Genomic DNA, 16,592 nt, shown 5'->3' on the forward strand with positions numbered 1-16,592 from the left:
GACACCCCGTAAGCCGCTGCGCCGCGGTCCGTCGAGGGGGACGGATCGCGGCGCAGCTGTGCGCCGGGCGCACCCCCGGGTCACCGGACGTAACCGGTCCGCCACTCGGCTGACGTACAGTCGGCTGCGGGGCGGGCCGCCCGCCCACGACGGCCGACCCCCGAGGAGACTCCCGGTGACCACCGACACCCGCCCCGTACCGGAGCTGGCCGCCGAGGCCGTCGAGCAGTGGCGCAGCGAGGAGGCCGACCTCGTCGACCTGCTCGCCCGGGCGCAGCGCGGCATCGGCGGCATCGCCGCCTTCCGGCTCGGCCCCACGCCCACCGTGCTGGTCACCGACCCGGCCGCCGTGCAGCACGTGCTCGGCCGCCACCCCGACCGCTACGTCAAGCGCTCGCACCGCGCGCGGATGCTGGTCGGCGACGGCGTGCTCTCCGCCAGCGGGGACGCCTGGAAGCGCCAACGGCGGCTGCTGCAGTCCCAGTTCACCGGCACCGGGATGCGCCGCTACGAGCAGCGGATCGCCGCCGCCGCCCGCCGGACGGCCGACCGCTGGGAGGGGTACGCGCGCACCGGCGAGACCTTCGACCTCGGCGAGGAGATGCGCGGATTCGCCCTCGACACCGTCTGGCGGGCCCTCACCGGGCTGCCGCTGGACGACCGCACGGACCATGAACTCCGCTGCGTGGAACGGGTGGTGGCGGCCATGCCGACCCTGCCCACCGACGCCGGGGACGCCCGGGACGCCGTCGCCGCCGACCTCGCCCGGATCGACGCCGTCGCGCTGGCCGCCATCGACGCGGCGCGCTCGGCCGGCGACGTCGAGGAGCCCGGCGTGCTGCGGGTCCTGCTCGACGCCGCGGCCCAGCACCCCGAGTACACCGACCGGTTGATCCGGGACGAACTCGTCACCCTGCTCGTCGCCGGGCACGAGACCACCGCCACCACCCTCACCTGGCTCTTCCTCCTCCTCGACCGCCACCCCGAGGCGCGCGGCGCCGACCCGCAGGCCCTGGTCAGCGAGACCCTGCGGCTCTACCCCCCGGCCTGGCTGCTCCCCCGGCACGCCGTCGAGGACGACGTGATCGACGGCCACCACATCGCCGCCGGCACCGAAGTCCTGGTCTGCCCCTACCTCACCCACCGCGACCCGGCCCTGTGGCCCGACCCCGAACGCTTCGACCCCGCCCGCTTCACCGCCACCGGCACCCGCCCCACCCAGCACGGCGCGTACCTCCCCTTCGGCCTCGGCGCCCGCGCCTGCCTCGGCACCCAGTTCGCCGTCCGCGAGACCACCGCGCTGCTCGAACTCCTGCTGCCCGCCCACACCGTGCGGTTCCGCTCCGTCCCGACCGGCTCCGCCTACAGCATCACCGTGCGACCCGACGGGCCGACGCCGGCGGTGCTGGGGTAGGTCCTGTCCCGGTCCCGGAAACGGTCGCGGGTGGGGGCGGGGGCGCGGGCGGGAGGAAGTCGTCGGCCAGTTCCTCGCCGGCGAGGGCGGCGTCGACCCGGGCACCGATGTGCGCGTGGGTGACCGGGCAGTCCAGCGGGCGGTCGCGGTGGCAGTCGAGCATGTGGGTCAGGACGGCCGCGGCCCGCTCCAGGCGGCGGGCGCGGGCCGTCATCTCGTCCCGCTGCGCCGCCAGCAGCGCCTTCCGCTCCGCCGCCTGCTCGCTGGCCATCACGGCGGCCGTCCCGGCGAGCGGGATCATGCCGTCCACGTGCCAGAGCTGGACCAGGGCGAGGCGCTCCAGGGCCGCCCGGTCGTACTGGCGCACCCGGCCGCGGCGGGCGGCGGGGGTGATCAGGCCGCAGTCCTCGTAGTAGCGCAGGGCCGGGACGGAGAGGCCGAAGGCCTGCGCGACCTCGGTGATCGAGTAGAGCTGCTCCACGCTTCGTCTCCTTCACAGGTCACGGTCGGCGGGTTGCACTCAAGCGCACTTGAGCGTGAAAGCTTAGGCAAGCCTAACTTCCTGCCGCAGCGAAGGGTTCGCCGCTCATGCCGCTCAGCACCGCCTCCGCCCCCAGCTCCGCCCCCAGCCGGACCTCACCCGGCCGCGCCGCCCCCGCCTCCGGCGCGCTGCTCGTCATCGGCTTCGTCCTGCTCAGCCTCAACACCCGGGTCGCGTTCGGGCAGGTCGGACCGCTCGCGCCGGTCGCCGGCTGGGGCCAGGGCACCGTCACCGTGCTCGGCCTGCTGCCCCCGCTGTGCATGGGCCTGTTCGCCCCGCTCGGCGCCCTCGCCCGGCGGCGGATCGGCGAGGAGCGCGGGCTGTTCTGGGCGAGCGTGCTGCTCGTCGTGGGCGCGCTGCTGCGCACGGCGGGCCTGCCCGGGCTCTACGCGGGGACGGTGCTGGTGGGCATCGCGGTGGCAGTGGTCAACGTACTGATCCCGGTGTTCGTCCGGGCCCGCTTCGCACCCCGGCGGATCGGCACCATGATGGGCGTCTACGCCCTCGCGATGGGCGCCGGGTCGGCCGTGGTCGCCGCCCTGGTCGCGCCGGTCGCCGACGCGTGGTCCTGGCGGGCCGCGATCGCCCTCGCCGTCCTCCCGGCCGTCCTCGCGGCGGCGGGCATGGCACCGCAACTGCGGGTGGAACGGCGGATACCGGCCGCCACCTCGCCGGTGCACCGCCGACCCGTCGGCCGCACCGCGCTCGCCTGGAGCCTCACCGCCTTCTTCGGCATCCAGACCCTGGTCTTCTACGCCACCCTCGCCTGGCTGCCCTCGATCCTGGTCGACGCGGGCCTCAGCCGCACCGCCGCCGGCACCGACCAGGCCGTCCTCATCCTCGGCCTCGCCGTCGGCGGCTTCCTCGCGCCCGTCCTCGCCGCCGCCCGCACCGACCAGCGGCCGCACCTGCTCGCCGTGGTGGCCGTCTGCGTCCTCGGCCTGCTCGGCGTCGTGCTCGCCCCCGCCACCGGCGCCCCGCTCTGGACCGGCATCCTCGGCATCGGCATGGGCGGCGGCCAGGCCCTGGCCGCCGTGCTCTTCGCCCGCCGGGGCACCGACCACGACCACGTCGCCGCGCTCTCCACCATGGCCCAGACCTGCGGCTACCTCCTCGCCGCCACCGGCCCCGCCCTCATCGCCGCCCTCCACAGCGCCACCGGCTCCTGGACGGCCCCGCTGCTGACCATGGTCGGCCTGCTCCTGGCCGGCTCCGTCCTCAGCCTGCGCGCCGGCCACGACGCCCGGCCGTGACCGGCGTGCCTGCGCACTCCCGGCAGCCGCGCCCCTCGATACTCCGGTAGACCCGTACGAGAGGACGCCGATGGAATTCCTGGTCGACATGGTGACCACCGTCCCGGACGGAACCCCCGAGGAGGCGATCGCCGACATCCGGGCCCGCGAGGCCCGGCGGTCGGGCGAACTCGCCGCCCAGGGCGTCCTGTTGCGGCTCTGGCGCCCGCCGCTCGCCCCCGGCGAATGGCGCACCTGGGGCCTGTTCAGCGCCCCCGACGAGGAGCGGCTGGAACAGGCGCTCGCCACCATGCCCCTGCGGGTATGGCGCCAGGACACCGTCACCCCGCTCTCCCCCCACCCCAACGACCCCGGCCGACCGGAAGGCACCCGATGAACGACGCGGCCGTCCTGCGCGACCTCCTCGACCGCTGGAAGGCCGCCGTCGACGCCCACCGGCCCGAACAGGTCGCCGCCTGCTTCACCGAGGACGCGATCTTCCAGGGCCTCCACCCGTACACCGTCGGGCGCACCGGCATCGCCGAGTACTACGCCTCCCAACCACCCGGCATGACCGCCGCCTACCGCGTCCTGGAGACCCGCCGCCTCACCGACGACCTCCTCCTCGGCTACCTGGCCGTCGACTTCGCCTTCCCCGACCGCCCCACCCTCACCGTCAACCTCGGCGTCCTGCTACGCCGCTCGCCCGACGGCTGGTCCATCGCCCACTACCAGGTCTCCCTGCTCCCCTGAGCTGCGCCATCACATTCCACCGCCGTGCTCCGTCGGGCCGGTCAGAGCAACCCGGCAGGAACAAAGATCGTCTGATCGCCCCCAGGGGCAGTCCAGGGTTGTTGTCAGGGTGATCACCGATGGGCGACGGCAGCTGGACGCAGCAGAGTTGACGCGGTCAACAAGTCCGTCAACGCCGCCCCGGAGAAACCCCGATGAGCATCCGCCTCGCTGTCACCACCCTCGCCCTGGCCACCGCACTCACCACCGGCGCGGCCCTGCCGGCGGCCGCCGGCACACCTGCTTCCAACGCCTCGGCGCTGGTGAACCCGACCGTCCAGGGCATCCTCGACCACCTGCCCGACGCCGTCGTTGCGGGCGCGCTCATCAGGCAGGACGGGGTGGACGCCACCGCCGGCCCGGTCACCGCCGACGCCTACCTCCGGATCGGCAGCGTCACCAAGGTGTTCACCAACACCGTGGCTCTCCAACTCGTCGCCGAGCACCGGATCGGCCTGGACACACCGGCACGGCAGTACGTCCCCGAGGTGCTGCCCCAGGCGTACGGCCGCGTCACCGTGCGCCAGCTCCTCGACCACACGAGCGGCCTGCCCAAGCCCGCCCGGACTCCCGACCCGACCGACGGACCCGGATGGCAGCTCAAGTCCGTGACGCCCGAAGACCTCCTGCGCGCCTCGTTCACCGCAGCCACCGACGTGCCGCTCGCGCCCCCTACCGAGCAGCAGTACAACGGGCTCAACTCCCTGGTCCTCGGCCTGATCATCGAGAAGGTCACCGGCCACTCCCTCACCACCGAGCTGGAGCACAGGATCATCCGGCCGCTGCACCTGAGCCACACCAGCCTGCCCGCCGCCGACGACCCGACCATCCCCTCGCCCCACGCGGAGGTGTACCTCGACGGACAGGACGTGACCGAGCAGAGCCCGTACCCGTGGGCCGAGGGAGGCATCATCTCCACCGCCGCCGACCTGGACCACTTCATCACCGCGCTGTTCCGGGGCCGCCTGCTCCCGCCCGCCCAGCAGAAGCTGGTGTTCGAGGTGCCGAACGTGTCGAACGCCGCCGACAACACCAACTGCGTCGGCCGAACGGCCTGCTACAGCATCGGCGGGCTCATGCGCTACCAGCTCCCGAACGGCGAGTACGCCTGGGGCAAGACCGGTTCCCGCCCCGGCTGGGACAACGGCGTCTTCGCCACCCGCGACCTCCGACACCGCGTGGTGTACTCCCTCAACCCGGCGGGGACCGGCAACGACCTCCCCTACATCAAGGCACTCGTCAACGCCACGCTCGCCGGCTGACAACCGGAACCGTCCGGTGCGCGGCGCGCAACGCCCGAGGCCCAGGCAGCCCGGCGCACCTTCCCGGTCGCAGCACTGGCGACACGGCCGGCCCGCCGCGCTCGGGTGAGCGCGGCGGGCCGGCCTGCAAGACCTACTCCACCCTCACCGGCATGACGAACAGTGCCGCGCCCGAACCGATCAAGATCCGGGTCGACGGGGGCGGCATCAGCATCCAGGACGGAAACCACCGCCTGGGCGCGGCCACCAAGTTGGGCCACGCCTACGCCCCCCGCAAGATCGTCTGAACGCCAATCCCTCTGCCGCCTCTACTCGTGCTCCGCGACGCTCAGTTCGCTCCGGCGTCAGCCTTCGCGATCAGCTCCGGCAGCTCGGCGAGCGAGTCGATCCGGAACGTCGCGCGGTCGGCTGCGGGGTCGTGCTGCTGGATCCAGCCCCACGGCCCCCGGCGGATCAGGGCGGTCCCCATCCCCGCGCGGGCGGCGGGCAGGACGTCGCAGTCCAGGCGGTCGCCGACGTAGAGGATCTCGTCCGGCTCGGCCGGAACCACTGTGGCGACTCGTTCGAAGAAGGCGGGATCCGGCTTGCTCGCGCCCCAGCCGTCGGACGTGCCGATCAGGTCGACGTCGTCGGAGAACAGCCGGCGAAGGATCACCCCGGCCCGCACGGTCTGGTTTCCGGCGATGGCCAGCCAGAGGCCGTCCGCGCGGAGCCGGGCCAGAGTCGGGCGGACGTCGGGGTACAGGTCCTCCTCGCCGAACGTCTCGGGCTGACCGGCCGCCGCCCGCTTCCCCCGTTCCTCGTACAGGTCGAAACCGGGGCGGAAGACCTGGAAGGCCTCGCGATAGTCGCGCCCCTCGGCGATCACCGCCCCGAACTGTGCCACGAAGGTATGCCGAGGCACGCCCAGCCAATCCGCCCAGGTGCCGTACTCCCGGGTCTCGTCCACCAGGCACTCGCCGACATCGAACACCACTGCGCGAATCATGCCGACAGCCTAGCTAAGCCATCAGCCCGGGCTCGGCCAGCTGACGACGGGTGTGGCCCCTGGGGACATCGGATGGTGCCCTGGCGTACCTTCCGCTGGCGGTGCGGGGTCGAACAGACTGGGTGGGACTGTCGCCGATCCCTCGAAGGGGCCTTTCCTGTGCGTGCCCATGACCCCGGCAGTGCGCTTGCCGCCGACCGACGACCGGGCCGTAGCAGTCGGCCGATGACTCCTGTGCGGCGCCCGTCCGGTGCCAGGGTCGTGACGCCCGCGGCGCTCACCGCCATGCAGCGGGCCGTGGGCAATGCCGCGGTGAGCCGGATGCTGGAGCAGGAACAGGAACAGCACGCCGCGGCCGACGTGCAGCGCTCCGCCGTCCACGAGGTGCTGCGCAGCCCCGGCACGCCGATGGCCGACGGGATCCGGGCCGAGATGGAGACGCGGCTGGGCGCGGACTTCTCCGATGTCCGGCTGCACACGGGTGCGACCGCCCGGGAGTCGGCGGCCGGGATCGGCGCCCGCGCATACACCTCGGGCAGCCACATCGTGCTCGGCTCCGGAGGGGGCGACAAGCACACGCTCGCGCACGAGTTGACCCACGTCATCCAGCAGCGCAGCGGCCCCGTCGCGGGCACCGACAACGGGAGCGGGCTGCGGGTCAGCGACCCCTCGGACCGCTTCGAGCGCGAGGCCGAGGCGAACGCCTCCCGGGTGCTGTCCCGGCCGCTCGCCCGGGAGTCCGCAGCGGAACACGCGGCCCACGCGCACGGCACGCAGGCCGGCGAGCCCTCGGTGCAGCGGCGCCCGACGGCCAAGCCCGCCGGGGAGGAGGGCGAGCACACCCATGTCGACGCCGACTATCCGGGCCTGCGGCTCATCCTGGACCAGAAGCTGACCGACGAGCACTACGAGAAGATCTACCAGCTGGCGGGCACCGAGGATCGCGTGATCTTCGACGAGGACGGCAGCTACGGGTACATCAAGGCCGACGACGACCTGGAGACCTACTACAAGCTCGTCAACATGGAGATCGGCCCCGAGCAGGCCCAGGCGGACCTGAGCGGCCACGTCAACCGGCAGCGGGACTCCAGCTACCACGTCCGGGCCGGCGCCGGGACCTTCGAGGGCGCGCAGATCGACCAGTTGCAGGACTTCGCCGCGCAGGGCGTGCGTCCCGGCCAACTGGTCGAGGTGAGCGTCGCGTTGCTGCAACAGGCCAGCGGTCGTGCGCAGACGGTGGCGGGCGGGCTCGACGAGAAGCGGCTCAGCGCCGCCGTCACCGGCATGAAGAACAGCGCCGCGCTCGAACCGATCAAGATCCAGGTCAGCGCGGGCGGCATCAGCATCCAGGACGGGAACCACCGCCTGGGCGCGGCCGTTCAGCTGGGCTCCGCGTACGCGCCCTGCAAGATCGTCTGACCGCCCGTTCCGCTGCCGACCTCGCTGGTGATCCCGGCGAGGTCGGCAGCGGCGGTGTCTCAGTGGCGGTGCCCCAGTGGCGGTGCCTCAGTGGCGGTGGTGGTTGTCGGGTTGGGCCGGGTCGCCGGGGTGCTCCAATCCCTCGACGAGGGTGAGGCGTCGGGCGCGCTCGTGGTCGAGCCAGCGGACGAAGGCGGCTCGGCGGGCGGCTTCGGTGAGGTCGGCGGTGGGGTCGCGGTCCTCCGAGGTGGTGTGGACGGAGCGGAGCGCGGCCCTCCAGGGGCCGACGGTGACCCAGGTGCCGGGCGGAGCCTCGCGGAGGGCTTCGGCGAGGGCGGTCGGGAGGGTGTCGGGGTCGGCGTCGAGTTCGCCGTCGGGCAGGGCCAGGTGCCAGACGGTCGGCTGCGGGCGGGCCGTCAGGGTGCGGTAGTGGGCGATGTCGTCCGCGGAGGGTTCGACGTCGGCGGTGACCGCCGCGTAGACGGCCCGGACGGCCGCGCTGCCCTCGTAGGCGGCTGCGGTGATGGAGCCGAGTTCGACGGCGGCCTGCTGGTCCAGGCGAGCCGGGCCGGTGGCCCGTACGGGCAGGTCGCGCTCGGTGGCGACCGCCTCGCACAGCGCCTCGGTCAGCAGCACCTGGGCGACCCAGCGGGTGAGCTGGCGGTCCTCCGAACTGCCGGGCTGGGGCAGGGCCGTGGAGCGCGGGCCGGTGCGGAGGGCGGCCAGGCGGTGGTCGAGGGCGGCGCGCGGGAGGGGCTTTCCGTCGAGCAGGCCGAGGGTCACGCCTCCACCTCCAGGGCGACGGTCGGGGCGTACTGGCAGCGGCCGAACCACATGACCTTCGCCAGCGCCCAGTAGGCGCCGGGGTCGGTGGACTCGGGGGCGGCGATCTCGAAGTCCACGGTCGAGGACGATCCGGCCGGGACGGTGAAGCCGCGGACCGGGTCGGCGATGGCCTCCCAGGTGCCCCAGGGGGAGACGAGTTGGAGTTCGCCGCGGATCTCGCCGCGGGTGCGGTTGGTGAGGGTGAGGCCGAGGGTGGTGCGGCCGCCCGGGGTGACGCGCAGGGCCTCCTCGGAGACGGCGACGTCCAGGCCGGTGTCGCGGCCGGTGGTGGCCTTGGTGCCCTGGGCGATCGTCCAGTCCTCGGGGGTGTCGCCGGGGACGGGCAGCAGGTCGGGGAGGTCGCCGACGGCGATGGTCACGACGTCCTCGATCTCCTGGCCGTCGTGCACGATCCGGACGGCGGCGAAGTGCAGGCCGGGCAGCGCTTCGGCGGGCGGGGTGAGGGTGACCGGGAAGCGCAGGTGGCCGCCGGGCTCCAGCCGGTAGGGGCGGCTGCCGAGGCTGGTCCGCCAGCCCTCGGGCGGCAGGACGACGGCCGTGCCCTCGACCGCCGCGTCGCGCAGCTGCGAGGACAGGGCGACGGAGAGTTCGACCGCCTCGCCGTCCGTCCGCAGCAGGCCGGGCGAGGCGCCGACGGAGACCGGCAGGTAGCCGAGCGGCGCCGGGCCCCGGTTGTGCAGCCAGTAGCGGGCGTGGACGGGCTGCGCGGGTTCGGCGACCGGGCCGAGGACCGGGCCGCCGGGTTCGGCGGAGACGCCGGGGGCGGCGAGCAGGGTGGCGATCTGCGAGCCGGCCAGGTCGACGCGATCGACGGCCTCGCCGAGGGGGCGTTCCAGCAGGTCGGCGGGCCGCAGGTGGCTCAGCCCGAGTGCGCCGCCGAGTTCCGCCGTGCGCCCCAGACCGGTCGACTCGACCAGCCGGACGGCGAGTTCGCGCCCGACCGCCGCCGCCGACCCGTGCGCGATGGGGTTGCCGGCGGGCTTGAGCGCGCCGAGCAGGACTTCGCGCTGCGGTTCGATCCGCAGCCAGGACAGGGTGGCCGGCAGCGGGCCGTCCTGCGGCGGCGCGATCCGGGCGTGGAGCGGGTGGTTGAACTCCTGGCCCTGGGCGGGCAGGGTCTGGCTCCGCCAGTCGCCCGGGCCGCCGACCAGCGCGTAACTGAACTCGTGGGTCCAGTGCTGGAGTTGGAAGGAGGCTCCGTCGGGCAGGGTGCGCCGGGGCGGGTCGATCCAGACACCGGAGGGCCAGCCGGTGCAGGAGCGCATCAGCGAGAGGTGCAGGGCCCCGGTGCTGTCGACCGCGAAGCCGGGCAGGCCGAAGCTGAGCAACGCGACGGTGTGGTCGGCGAGTTGGTCCACGACCTCGGACGGGCAGACGGCGCTGATCCGGGCGTCGGCGAGGTCGGCGACCAGCGCGGCGGCGTCCGTGACGACCAGCGCGGGCAGTGCCCGCAGGTCCCGCAGGTCGGCGCCGGGCTGCCAGACCTCGGCGAGCGGGGTGAGTGCGGGCACCCAGACCGCGCCGCGCGTCTTGAGGACGCTCGCGTACTCCTCGCCGGCCCGCTCGATCAACTCCCGGGCGGCGTCGTTCTCTTCCGGCCCGCCGAGGACGATCCGGAAGTCGGGCAGGTTGGAGTCGACGTCCAGCCAGCCGTACCGGGCCCAGTCGGCGCCGGAGGTGGTGGCGGTGACGCCGACCCGGGCGAGGGCGACCACCAGCGGGCGGGCGTCGGCGGCGTCGTCCAGGCTCGGCACGACCACCTCGGCGACGCCCAGCGCCCGCTCCCCCAGCGGCGATCCGGCCGGATCGGACAGCACGGCGCGCGCGGTGGCACCGAGGCCGAACCAGGTGTTGGCCGGGTTGTCCAAGGTCCACGGCGCCTCGGCGGAGTCGACGTCGGGCAGGGCGAAGCCGCGCCCGACGACGGCGCCGGCGACCTCGCTGACCGGCAGCGCGCCGGGCAGGTCGACGGGGAAGCGCAGCCGCAGCAGCCGGTCGGCGCCGGAGTAGTCGACGACCCGGGTGCGGCAGTCGACCCGGTCGAGACCGCGCCACAGGGTGACGGTCTGCTCGTAGCGGATCCCGTCGACGGTGCCGCCGATCACCAGCCGCTCGCCGAGCGGGCCGGTCTCACGGCGCACGTCGGCCGGGGCCGTGCCCGAGCCGCGCACCGGCCCGCTGGGCACCAGGTGCCAGGGGCCCTCGCCGAAGTCGGGGTGCTGCGGGTACTCCTCGTAGACCCGCAGTTCGTTGCCGATCCGGCCGCCCTGGATCAACTCCCGGTCGTGCAGCAGGTCGTGGACGGAGGACAGGCCGCCGCCGCGGACGGGGTCGGCGCTCACCCGGTAGCGGTCGTTGGTGATCACCACGCCCTCGGCCGCCGTCCAGGGCTGCGCCGCCGGGCCCTCCACCAGCCGCCAGGTGCGCCAGCCGAGCGCGGGGACGTCGGCGGCGAGGAAGCGCAGGGCCCCCCGGTCGACGGTGCTCGGCACGGGCTCGCCCCGGTCGTCGAGCACTCGTACCGCCCCGGTCTGCGGGGGCAGTTGGACGACGACCAGGTCGGTCCGGTCGAAGGAGAGCGTGTTGGTGACGACCACGGCCGACCCCGCGCCGGCGGTGGGGCCGACGCCGGCGGTGGAGATCCGCGCGGTCAGCGCGTCCAGCGCCTCGTCCCGGACGGCGGCCGCGAGGTCGTGCGCCTCGCGCCAGCCGCCGAGCAGGTCCAGGTAGACCTGGTCGGACTCGGAGCCGGTGATGGCGTCGTGGTGGGCGCCGTAGGCGAGTTGGCGCCAGACCTTGTCGAGGGCGGCGGTGGGGTACTGCCCCAGGCCGTGGACGGCGGCGAGGGTGGCGAGCTTCTCGGCGTCGGCGGCGGCGACCTCGCCGGCCCGCTGGGCCTGCTTGGTGTCGATGTACGAGACGTCCTTGCCGGTGTAGACCGGGTTCATGTCGCGGGTCTGCGGGCTGGGCCGGCGGCCGGTGGCGGCGAGTTCGGCCCGGACGGCGTCGAGGAAGTCGCGCGGGGTGGCGCAGACGAAGCGCGGCCAGAGGTACTTGGCGGCCCAGGAGCGGTGGATCTCGGTGACCCACTTGTTGGGCGGGGTGTAGTCGGTGCCGACGGGCAGCAGCAGGTTCCTGGTCGCGCCGACGGGCTTGAGCTTGCGGTACAGCTCGTAGACGGCCTGTTCGGCGGTGGCGAGGTCCGGGGAGGAGTCCATCCACCAGCCGGCCGAGTAGTGGTGCGGCATGTAGTGGGTGAGCACGCCCTCGCCGGAGGGGGCGATCCACTCGAACTCGCTCGGGAACTGCATCACCCGGGCGTCGTCCTTGGCCTCGCGGAAGTTCTTCTGGATCGGGCCCCACTGGTGGAAGGGGCCGCGGGCCCAGGCGCTGCCGGTGAGGCCGGCCGCGGCGAGGTGGCCGGGGAACTGCGGGTCGTGCCCGAACACGTCGAGCTGCCAAGCAGTTTGCGGGTCGCCGCCGAGGATGTCGCGCTGGTAGCCGATGCCGTAGACGAGGTTGCGGATGGTGGTCTCGGCGCCGGTGAGGTTGGTGTTGGGCTCGTTGTAGGTGCCGCCGACGAGTTCGACCTGGCCGCGTTCCAGCAGCGTGCGCAGGGTCGCGCGGCGCTCGGGATGCTGGTCGAAGTACGGCTTGAGGTAGTCGACTTCGGCGAGGACGAACTTGTACACCGGGTCCCGCAGCGCGAGGTCCATGTGCGCGTCGACGAGCGCGAAGCCGTTGCGCTCCCAGAGCGGCCGGGTGGTGGCGTCGGCGGAGAGCAGCTCCCAGGGGGAGGTGTAGGCGGCCTGGGTGTTCCACCAGACCGGGTCGTAGTGGAAGTGCGAGACCAGGAACATCGTCCAGCCGGGTTCGGCGACCTCCACCAGGGCGTCCACGGAGGCGCCCTCCGCCTCGACGGTGACGGGGAGTTGCGTGCCCGGCTCGGGGGCGCCGGTGAGTTCCAGCGGGACTTCGACCAGCCCCGTGCCGGTCGCCTCGCCGCGCACGCCCGGACCGCTGACGGTGATCCGGGCGGCCGGGCCGTCGAGGGTGACCCGCAGCAGTTGGCGCGGGGCTTCCTCGGGACCGGTGAAGAGGTCGGTGTTCTCGACGGCGGTGATGGTGACCGGCACGGGGAGGGTCCTTTCGGTGCAGGTACGGGGGCCGGGCGCTGGGCCGGGCGCGGAATTGGCTGCCGCGCCCGGCGGGAGTTGCTGACGTGCCCGGTTACTGGCCCCAGGCCTCGAACTCGTAGATCCGGGCGGCCGGGTCGGTGTTCTGGGTGGGCTTGGTGACGACCAGCCGGACGTAGCGGGCGGTGGTGGTCACCGGGTGGGTGGTGGTGCCCGCGGTGTTGCCGGTGACGTCGGCGACCGTCGTCCAGGGGTCGGTGGTGTTCGAGCGGACCTGGATCGAGAAGTCGCGGGTGTTGAAGGCCGCGCTCTCGCCGCCCGCGCCCGCGTGCTTGACCACGAACTTCGACAGCTGCTTGGCCGAACCGAGGTCCACCTCAAGCCACTTGGAGCTGTTCAGGCTGCACCACTTGTCGCCGGTGCCGCCGGTGACGCTGCCGTTGACGGCCTTGGCCGGGCCTTCGTTCGCGTTGCACTGGCCGGAGGCGGTGGCCGGGCGGTTCAGCGCCAGGTTGCCGCCGGTCGCGGGCGGCGTGCCCGTCCAGCCGATGGTGGTGGAGGCGGCGGTGGAGCGGCCGTAGGTGGTGGAGACGGCCTCGATGTCGAGGGTGGTGGCGTCCTCGGTGCCGGCCCGGTCGAGCCGCCCGACGTAGTACGCGTCGTTGGGGGTCGCGCCGAGGAAGGTCCGGCTGCCGTCGGCGTTGCGCCGGTACACCTCGTAGTGGTGGACGTCGCCGCCGGGCGCGGCCGTCCAGGAGAGCCGCAGCGACTGGCTGGAGCCCGCCGTCACGTCGCTCGCGCCGAGGACGGTGAGGCCGCTGGGCGCCGCGGGGGCGCCCACGTCGCCGTCGTGGACGGAGATCTGGCCGATCCGGACGTCGTAGGCGGGGTCGGAGCCGTCGGCCCGGAGGGCGAGCTGGGCGATGGTGCGGCCCGCGTACGGGGCGAGGTCGAGGGTGTGCCGCTCCCAGCCGGTACCGGAGTTGGCGCCGACGTCGATCGTGGTGAAGCTGTTCGGCGCGTCGGTGAAGGAGACCGCGGCCTTGAGCTTGGTGGGCCCGGCGGCCGGGGCCTTGACCACCAGGTCCAGCTTGGTGTTCGCGGCGACGGGCAGTTTGGTCTCGTACAGCCGCACGGTGTTGGCGGCGTCCAGGGTGCCGGTGAGGCGCAGCGAGGAGCCGCCCTGGTAGGCGTCGGTGAAGTCGACGGACGGGGTGAGTTTGCTGCCGCTGGAGTCGACCATCCACCGGTAGGTCGGCGGGACGTCCTGGAGGGACAGGTTGTTCCAGCCGCCGGTGGCGACCCGGGTGCCGGCGGAGTTGTAGAAGTCCCCCTGCCCGGTGTTGAAGTTGGTGACGAAGGGCTTGGCGGTGATCGGCGAGGACTCGGCGACGTAGCCGGCCAGGCCGGGCCAGCTGTCGGAGGGGTTGGCCTTGGACGGGTCGTTGTCGGCGCCGACCCAGTAGCGGGCGTCCTTGGCGTAGAAGTCGGCCCGGTCGGTGGCGGACTTCCAGGTCCATTCGGGCCGGTAGAGGCCGAGCGAGGTGGTGTGCGGCTGGCCGGTCGGGAAGAGGGACTTCCAGTCGACGCCGGTGTTGTAGCCGTTGGCCTCGGTGTCGATGCCGGAGTAGAGGTCGTACTCGCTGCGGCCGAGTTGCCGGGCCAGCGCGCGGGAGGAGTTCAGGCCGCCGGAGCTCCAGTTGAAGTTCAGGAACATCGAGTCCGAGGTGCGCTTCGAACCGTCCTGGAGGAACGGGGAGTTGGCGGAGGTGAGGGCGTTCTGCCAGTTGACCGAGCCGGAGGTGGTCATGGCGTCGTACCACATGAACTCGGTGCCGCTCTTGGCCTTGCTGTACTGCATGAGGTTGCGCACCTCGGTGGCGAGGGCCGAATCGCCGCCGCCGGTCTCCTGGTTGATGAACCAGCCGTCGAAGCCGTAGTACTGGGCGGCCTGGGCGAGCTTGTCGGCGACGGGGTAGCTGTTGCCGGACTTCTGGACGAAGTCGCGGAGCCACTGGAGCTGGCCGCCGTAGGCGGCGGGCGGGAAGAAGACGGTGCCGTAGACCTTGACGCCGTTGCGGTGGGCGGCGTCGATGACGGTCGGGTTGGGGGCGAGGATCAGGCCCTCGCCGGCCGAGCCGCCCCAGAAGACCAGCTTGTCGACGTACTGCCAGTAGCCGAAGGCGTAGTAGTTGGGGTCGGCGGAGCCCTGGGAGGGGTTGTTGGAGGTGGGCCCGAAGGAGACCAGGGAGGCGATCTTCCCCTCGCCGGTGCGGGCGTTGGGGTTGGCCTTGAGGGCGGGGTCGCTGGTGCGCGGCTGGAGCGGGACGCGGGAGCGGTTGAAGCGGGCGTCCGGGTCGGTGGCCGGGTCCCAGTTGAGGATGGTGGAGGGGTACCAGTACGAGGCGTAGGGCTGGGTGCCGGGGGTGCCGGCGGCCGGGGCGGCGGGCGCCTGTGGCCCGGCGTGGGCGGCGGGGGCGGCGCCCAGCACGGCGGCCGCGAGGGCGGCGCTGAGCAGCAGGGGTATCCGTCGTGACATGCGGTGGCTCCGATCGAGCGGAGGTGGGTGGGGGCGGGCCGTCGGCGTGGACGGGCCGGGTGCATGTGGGCGTGGCGGTGCGCGAGGACGCGGGGTGACCGTGTCGCGGCTGCGGCCGGCCGCAGCCGCGGCGCGGCGGGCCCGCCGGGGGTGCGGGCCTGCGGAGGGTGCGGGCCTGGGTACGCGCCGGGCGGAGGCCGCTCGGCGCAGCGAACCTAAACCGGTTCAGGAGCGCTGTCAACGACTCGCGCAGCAACCACCCCGTCGGGTGGCTCGGCCCCCGGCGGCGAGGTGGACTCGCGCACGGTCAGCCGCGGTGTGGGCATCTGCAGGTCGCGCCCGGAGCCGGCCTCGTCGAGGGCCGCCAGCAGGCTGCGGGCGACCTGCTCGCCGAGCGCGAAGGTGTCCCGGCTGAGCGCGGTCAGCGGCGGGTGGACGATCCGGGCCAGCACCGAGTCGTCGAAGGAGACGATGGACAGTTCGGCGGGCACCGCGACGCCCATCTCCCCGGCCACGCCGAGCCCGGCGACGGCCATCACGTCGCTGTCGTAGACGATCGCGGTGGGCCGCCGGGGCCGGGAGAGCAGGGTGCGGGTGGCGGCGGCGCCCTCGGCGTCGCTGAAGTCGGTGGGCACCGACACGGCCTCCTCCAGCCCGAGCCGGCGGGAGGCGTCGCGCAGCGCGCGGATCCGGCGCTGGGTGTGCTGGAAGTGCGGCAGCCCGGCCAGGTGGGCGATCCGGCGGTGCCCGATGGCGGCCAGGTAGTCGACGATGGAGAGCATCGCCTCCCGGTCGTCGGCCCAGATCCGCAGCGGGCCGGCGCCCTTGCCGGGCCCGCCCAGGACGACGGCGGGCAGGCCGAGTTCGTCCAGCACCGGCAGCCGCGGGTCGCGGACCTGGAGGTCGACGACGATGAAGCCGTCGACCCGGTGCTCGGAGGCCCAGCGCCGGTAGACCTCGATCTCGGCGGCGGTGTCCTCGACCACCATCAGGTGCAGCGCGACGGAGCTGGCCGAGAGCACCGCCTGGAGGCCGGACAGCAGTTGGCTGAAGAACGGCTCGACGCCGATGGTGCGGGCGGGGCGGGCGATCACCAGCCCGACGGCGTCGGCCCTGGCTCCACCGAGGGCCCGGGCGGCGCTGTGCGGGCGCCAGTTCATCTCCTCGGCGACCCGCAGGATCCGGGCCCTGGTCGCCTCGCTCACGCCGGGGCGGCCGTTGAGCGCGAAGGACACCGCGCCCTTGGAGACACCGGCCTGGCGCGCGATGTCGGCGATCGTCGGTCTGGCCACAGAACCCGACTCCTCTCTTGACATCCAAGTTTAGGCGGGAGCATAGTCCCTGGCATAGCTAGACCGGTTTAGTAAGACAGGTTCTGGAACTCGGCACCACCCCCGTGACCCAAAACCACCCCCCGAGCTCG

13 protein-coding genes are annotated in these 16,592 nt (G+C 73.6%); 7 read left to right on the plus strand and 6 right to left on the minus strand.

The window, feature by feature from the left end:
• Positions 1–175: 175 nt before the first annotated feature.
• Positions 176–1,414, plus strand: coding sequence for a cytochrome P450 (locus OG556_RS04285; RefSeq protein WP_371515931.1), 1,239 nt, complete (start codon positions 176–178; stop codon positions 1,412–1,414).
• Here the strand turns inward: OG556_RS04285 and OG556_RS04290 are convergent.
• Positions 1,371–1,895, minus strand: coding sequence for a MerR family transcriptional regulator (locus OG556_RS04290; RefSeq protein WP_371515932.1), 525 nt, complete (start codon positions 1,893–1,895; stop codon positions 1,371–1,373). The genes OG556_RS04285 and OG556_RS04290 overlap by 44 nt on opposite strands.
• 107 nt (positions 1,896–2,002) lie before the next feature.
• Between OG556_RS04290 and OG556_RS04295 the strand changes: the two genes are divergently transcribed.
• From OG556_RS04295 to OG556_RS04315, 5 genes are all read left to right on the plus strand, one after another.
• Positions 2,003–3,208, plus strand: a complete 1,206-nt coding sequence (locus OG556_RS04295) for an MFS transporter (RefSeq protein WP_371515933.1) — start codon at positions 2,003–2,005, stop codon at positions 3,206–3,208.
• A 70-nt stretch (positions 3,209–3,278) separates the two neighbouring features.
• Complete coding sequence (locus OG556_RS04300) at positions 3,279–3,584, plus strand: muconolactone Delta-isomerase family protein (RefSeq protein WP_371515934.1); 306 nt, start codon at positions 3,279–3,281, stop codon at positions 3,582–3,584.
• Positions 3,581–3,940 (plus strand): SgcJ/EcaC family oxidoreductase, encoded by a 360-nt coding sequence (locus tag OG556_RS04305; RefSeq protein WP_371515935.1) that lies wholly within the window; start codon positions 3,581–3,583, stop codon positions 3,938–3,940. Before OG556_RS04300 ends, OG556_RS04305 begins: the two co-directional genes overlap by 4 nt.
• Positions 3,941–4,134: 194 nt before the next feature.
• Positions 4,135–5,241, plus strand: a complete 1,107-nt coding sequence (locus tag OG556_RS04310; RefSeq protein ID WP_371515936.1) for a serine hydrolase domain-containing protein — start codon at positions 4,135–4,137, stop codon at positions 5,239–5,241.
• 152 nt (positions 5,242–5,393) lie between these two features.
• On the plus strand, positions 5,394–5,528 hold the full coding sequence (locus OG556_RS04315; RefSeq protein ID WP_371515937.1) for a hypothetical protein: 135 nt from the start codon (positions 5,394–5,396) through the stop codon (positions 5,526–5,528).
• A 41-nt stretch (positions 5,529–5,569) separates the two neighbouring features.
• Here the strand turns inward: OG556_RS04315 and OG556_RS04320 are convergent, their stop codons facing one another.
• Positions 5,570–6,229: an HAD family hydrolase gene (locus tag OG556_RS04320; protein WP_371515938.1), complete on the minus strand. Its 660-nt coding sequence runs from the start codon at positions 6,227–6,229 to the stop codon at positions 5,570–5,572.
• A 225-nt stretch (positions 6,230–6,454) separates the two neighbouring features.
• Here OG556_RS04320 and OG556_RS04325 point away from each other — a divergent pair, with 225 nt between their 5' ends.
• Entirely contained in the window at positions 6,455–7,648 is a 1,194-nt protein-coding gene (locus OG556_RS04325; protein ID WP_371515939.1) for a DUF4157 domain-containing protein, read from the plus strand.
• An 87-nt stretch (positions 7,649–7,735) separates the two neighbouring features.
• Here the strand turns inward: OG556_RS04325 and OG556_RS04330 are convergent, their stop codons facing one another.
• From OG556_RS04330 to OG556_RS04345, 4 genes are all read right to left on the minus strand, one after another.
• Positions 7,736–8,431 carry a hypothetical protein gene (locus tag OG556_RS04330; protein WP_371515940.1) on the minus strand — a complete coding sequence of 232 codons (696 nt, stop codon included), beginning with the start codon at positions 8,429–8,431 and terminating at the stop codon, positions 7,736–7,738.
• Entirely contained in the window at positions 8,428–12,630 is a 4,203-nt protein-coding gene (locus OG556_RS04335; RefSeq protein WP_371515941.1) for an NEW3 domain-containing protein, read from the minus strand. The genes OG556_RS04330 and OG556_RS04335 overlap by 4 nt, the downstream gene beginning before the upstream one ends.
• A gap of 94 nt (positions 12,631–12,724) precedes the next feature.
• Complete coding sequence (locus tag OG556_RS04340; protein ID WP_371515942.1) at positions 12,725–15,169, minus strand: discoidin domain-containing protein; 2,445 nt, start codon at positions 15,167–15,169, stop codon at positions 12,725–12,727.
• Positions 15,170–15,384: 215 nt separating this feature from the next.
• Complete coding sequence (locus OG556_RS04345; protein ID WP_371515943.1) at positions 15,385–16,461, minus strand: LacI family DNA-binding transcriptional regulator; 1,077 nt, start codon at positions 16,459–16,461, stop codon at positions 15,385–15,387.
• Between the last annotated feature and the right edge of the window lie 131 nt (positions 16,462–16,592).

Source organism: Kitasatospora sp. NBC_01300 (genome assembly GCF_041435235.1).
GTDB lineage: Bacteria > Actinomycetota > Actinomycetes > Streptomycetales > Streptomycetaceae > Kitasatospora.

Bases quoted from the DNA above. Each gene is read 5' to 3' on its own strand.
- OG556_RS04325 (WP_371515939.1), top strand. From the start codon at position 6,455: ATGACTCCTGTGCGGCGCCCGTCCGGTGCCAGGGTCGTGACGCCCGCG.
- OG556_RS04305 (WP_371515935.1), top strand. From the start codon at position 3,581: ATGAACGACGCGGCCGTCCTGCGCGACCTCCTCGACCGCTGGAAGGCC.
- OG556_RS04310 (WP_371515936.1), top strand. From the start codon at position 4,135: ATGAGCATCCGCCTCGCTGTCACCACCCTCGCCCTGGCCACCGCACTC.
- OG556_RS04295 (WP_371515933.1), top strand. From the start codon at position 2,003: ATGCCGCTCAGCACCGCCTCCGCCCCCAGCTCCGCCCCCAGCCGGACC.
- OG556_RS04340 (WP_371515942.1), bottom strand. From the start codon at position 15,169: ATGTCACGACGGATACCCCTGCTGCTCAGCGCCGCCCTCGCGGCCGCC.
- OG556_RS04300 (WP_371515934.1), top strand. From the start codon at position 3,279: ATGGAATTCCTGGTCGACATGGTGACCACCGTCCCGGACGGAACCCCC.
- OG556_RS04320 (WP_371515938.1), bottom strand. From the start codon at position 6,229: ATGATTCGCGCAGTGGTGTTCGATGTCGGCGAGTGCCTGGTGGACGAG.
- OG556_RS04315 (WP_371515937.1), top strand. From the start codon at position 5,394: ATGACGAACAGTGCCGCGCCCGAACCGATCAAGATCCGGGTCGACGGG.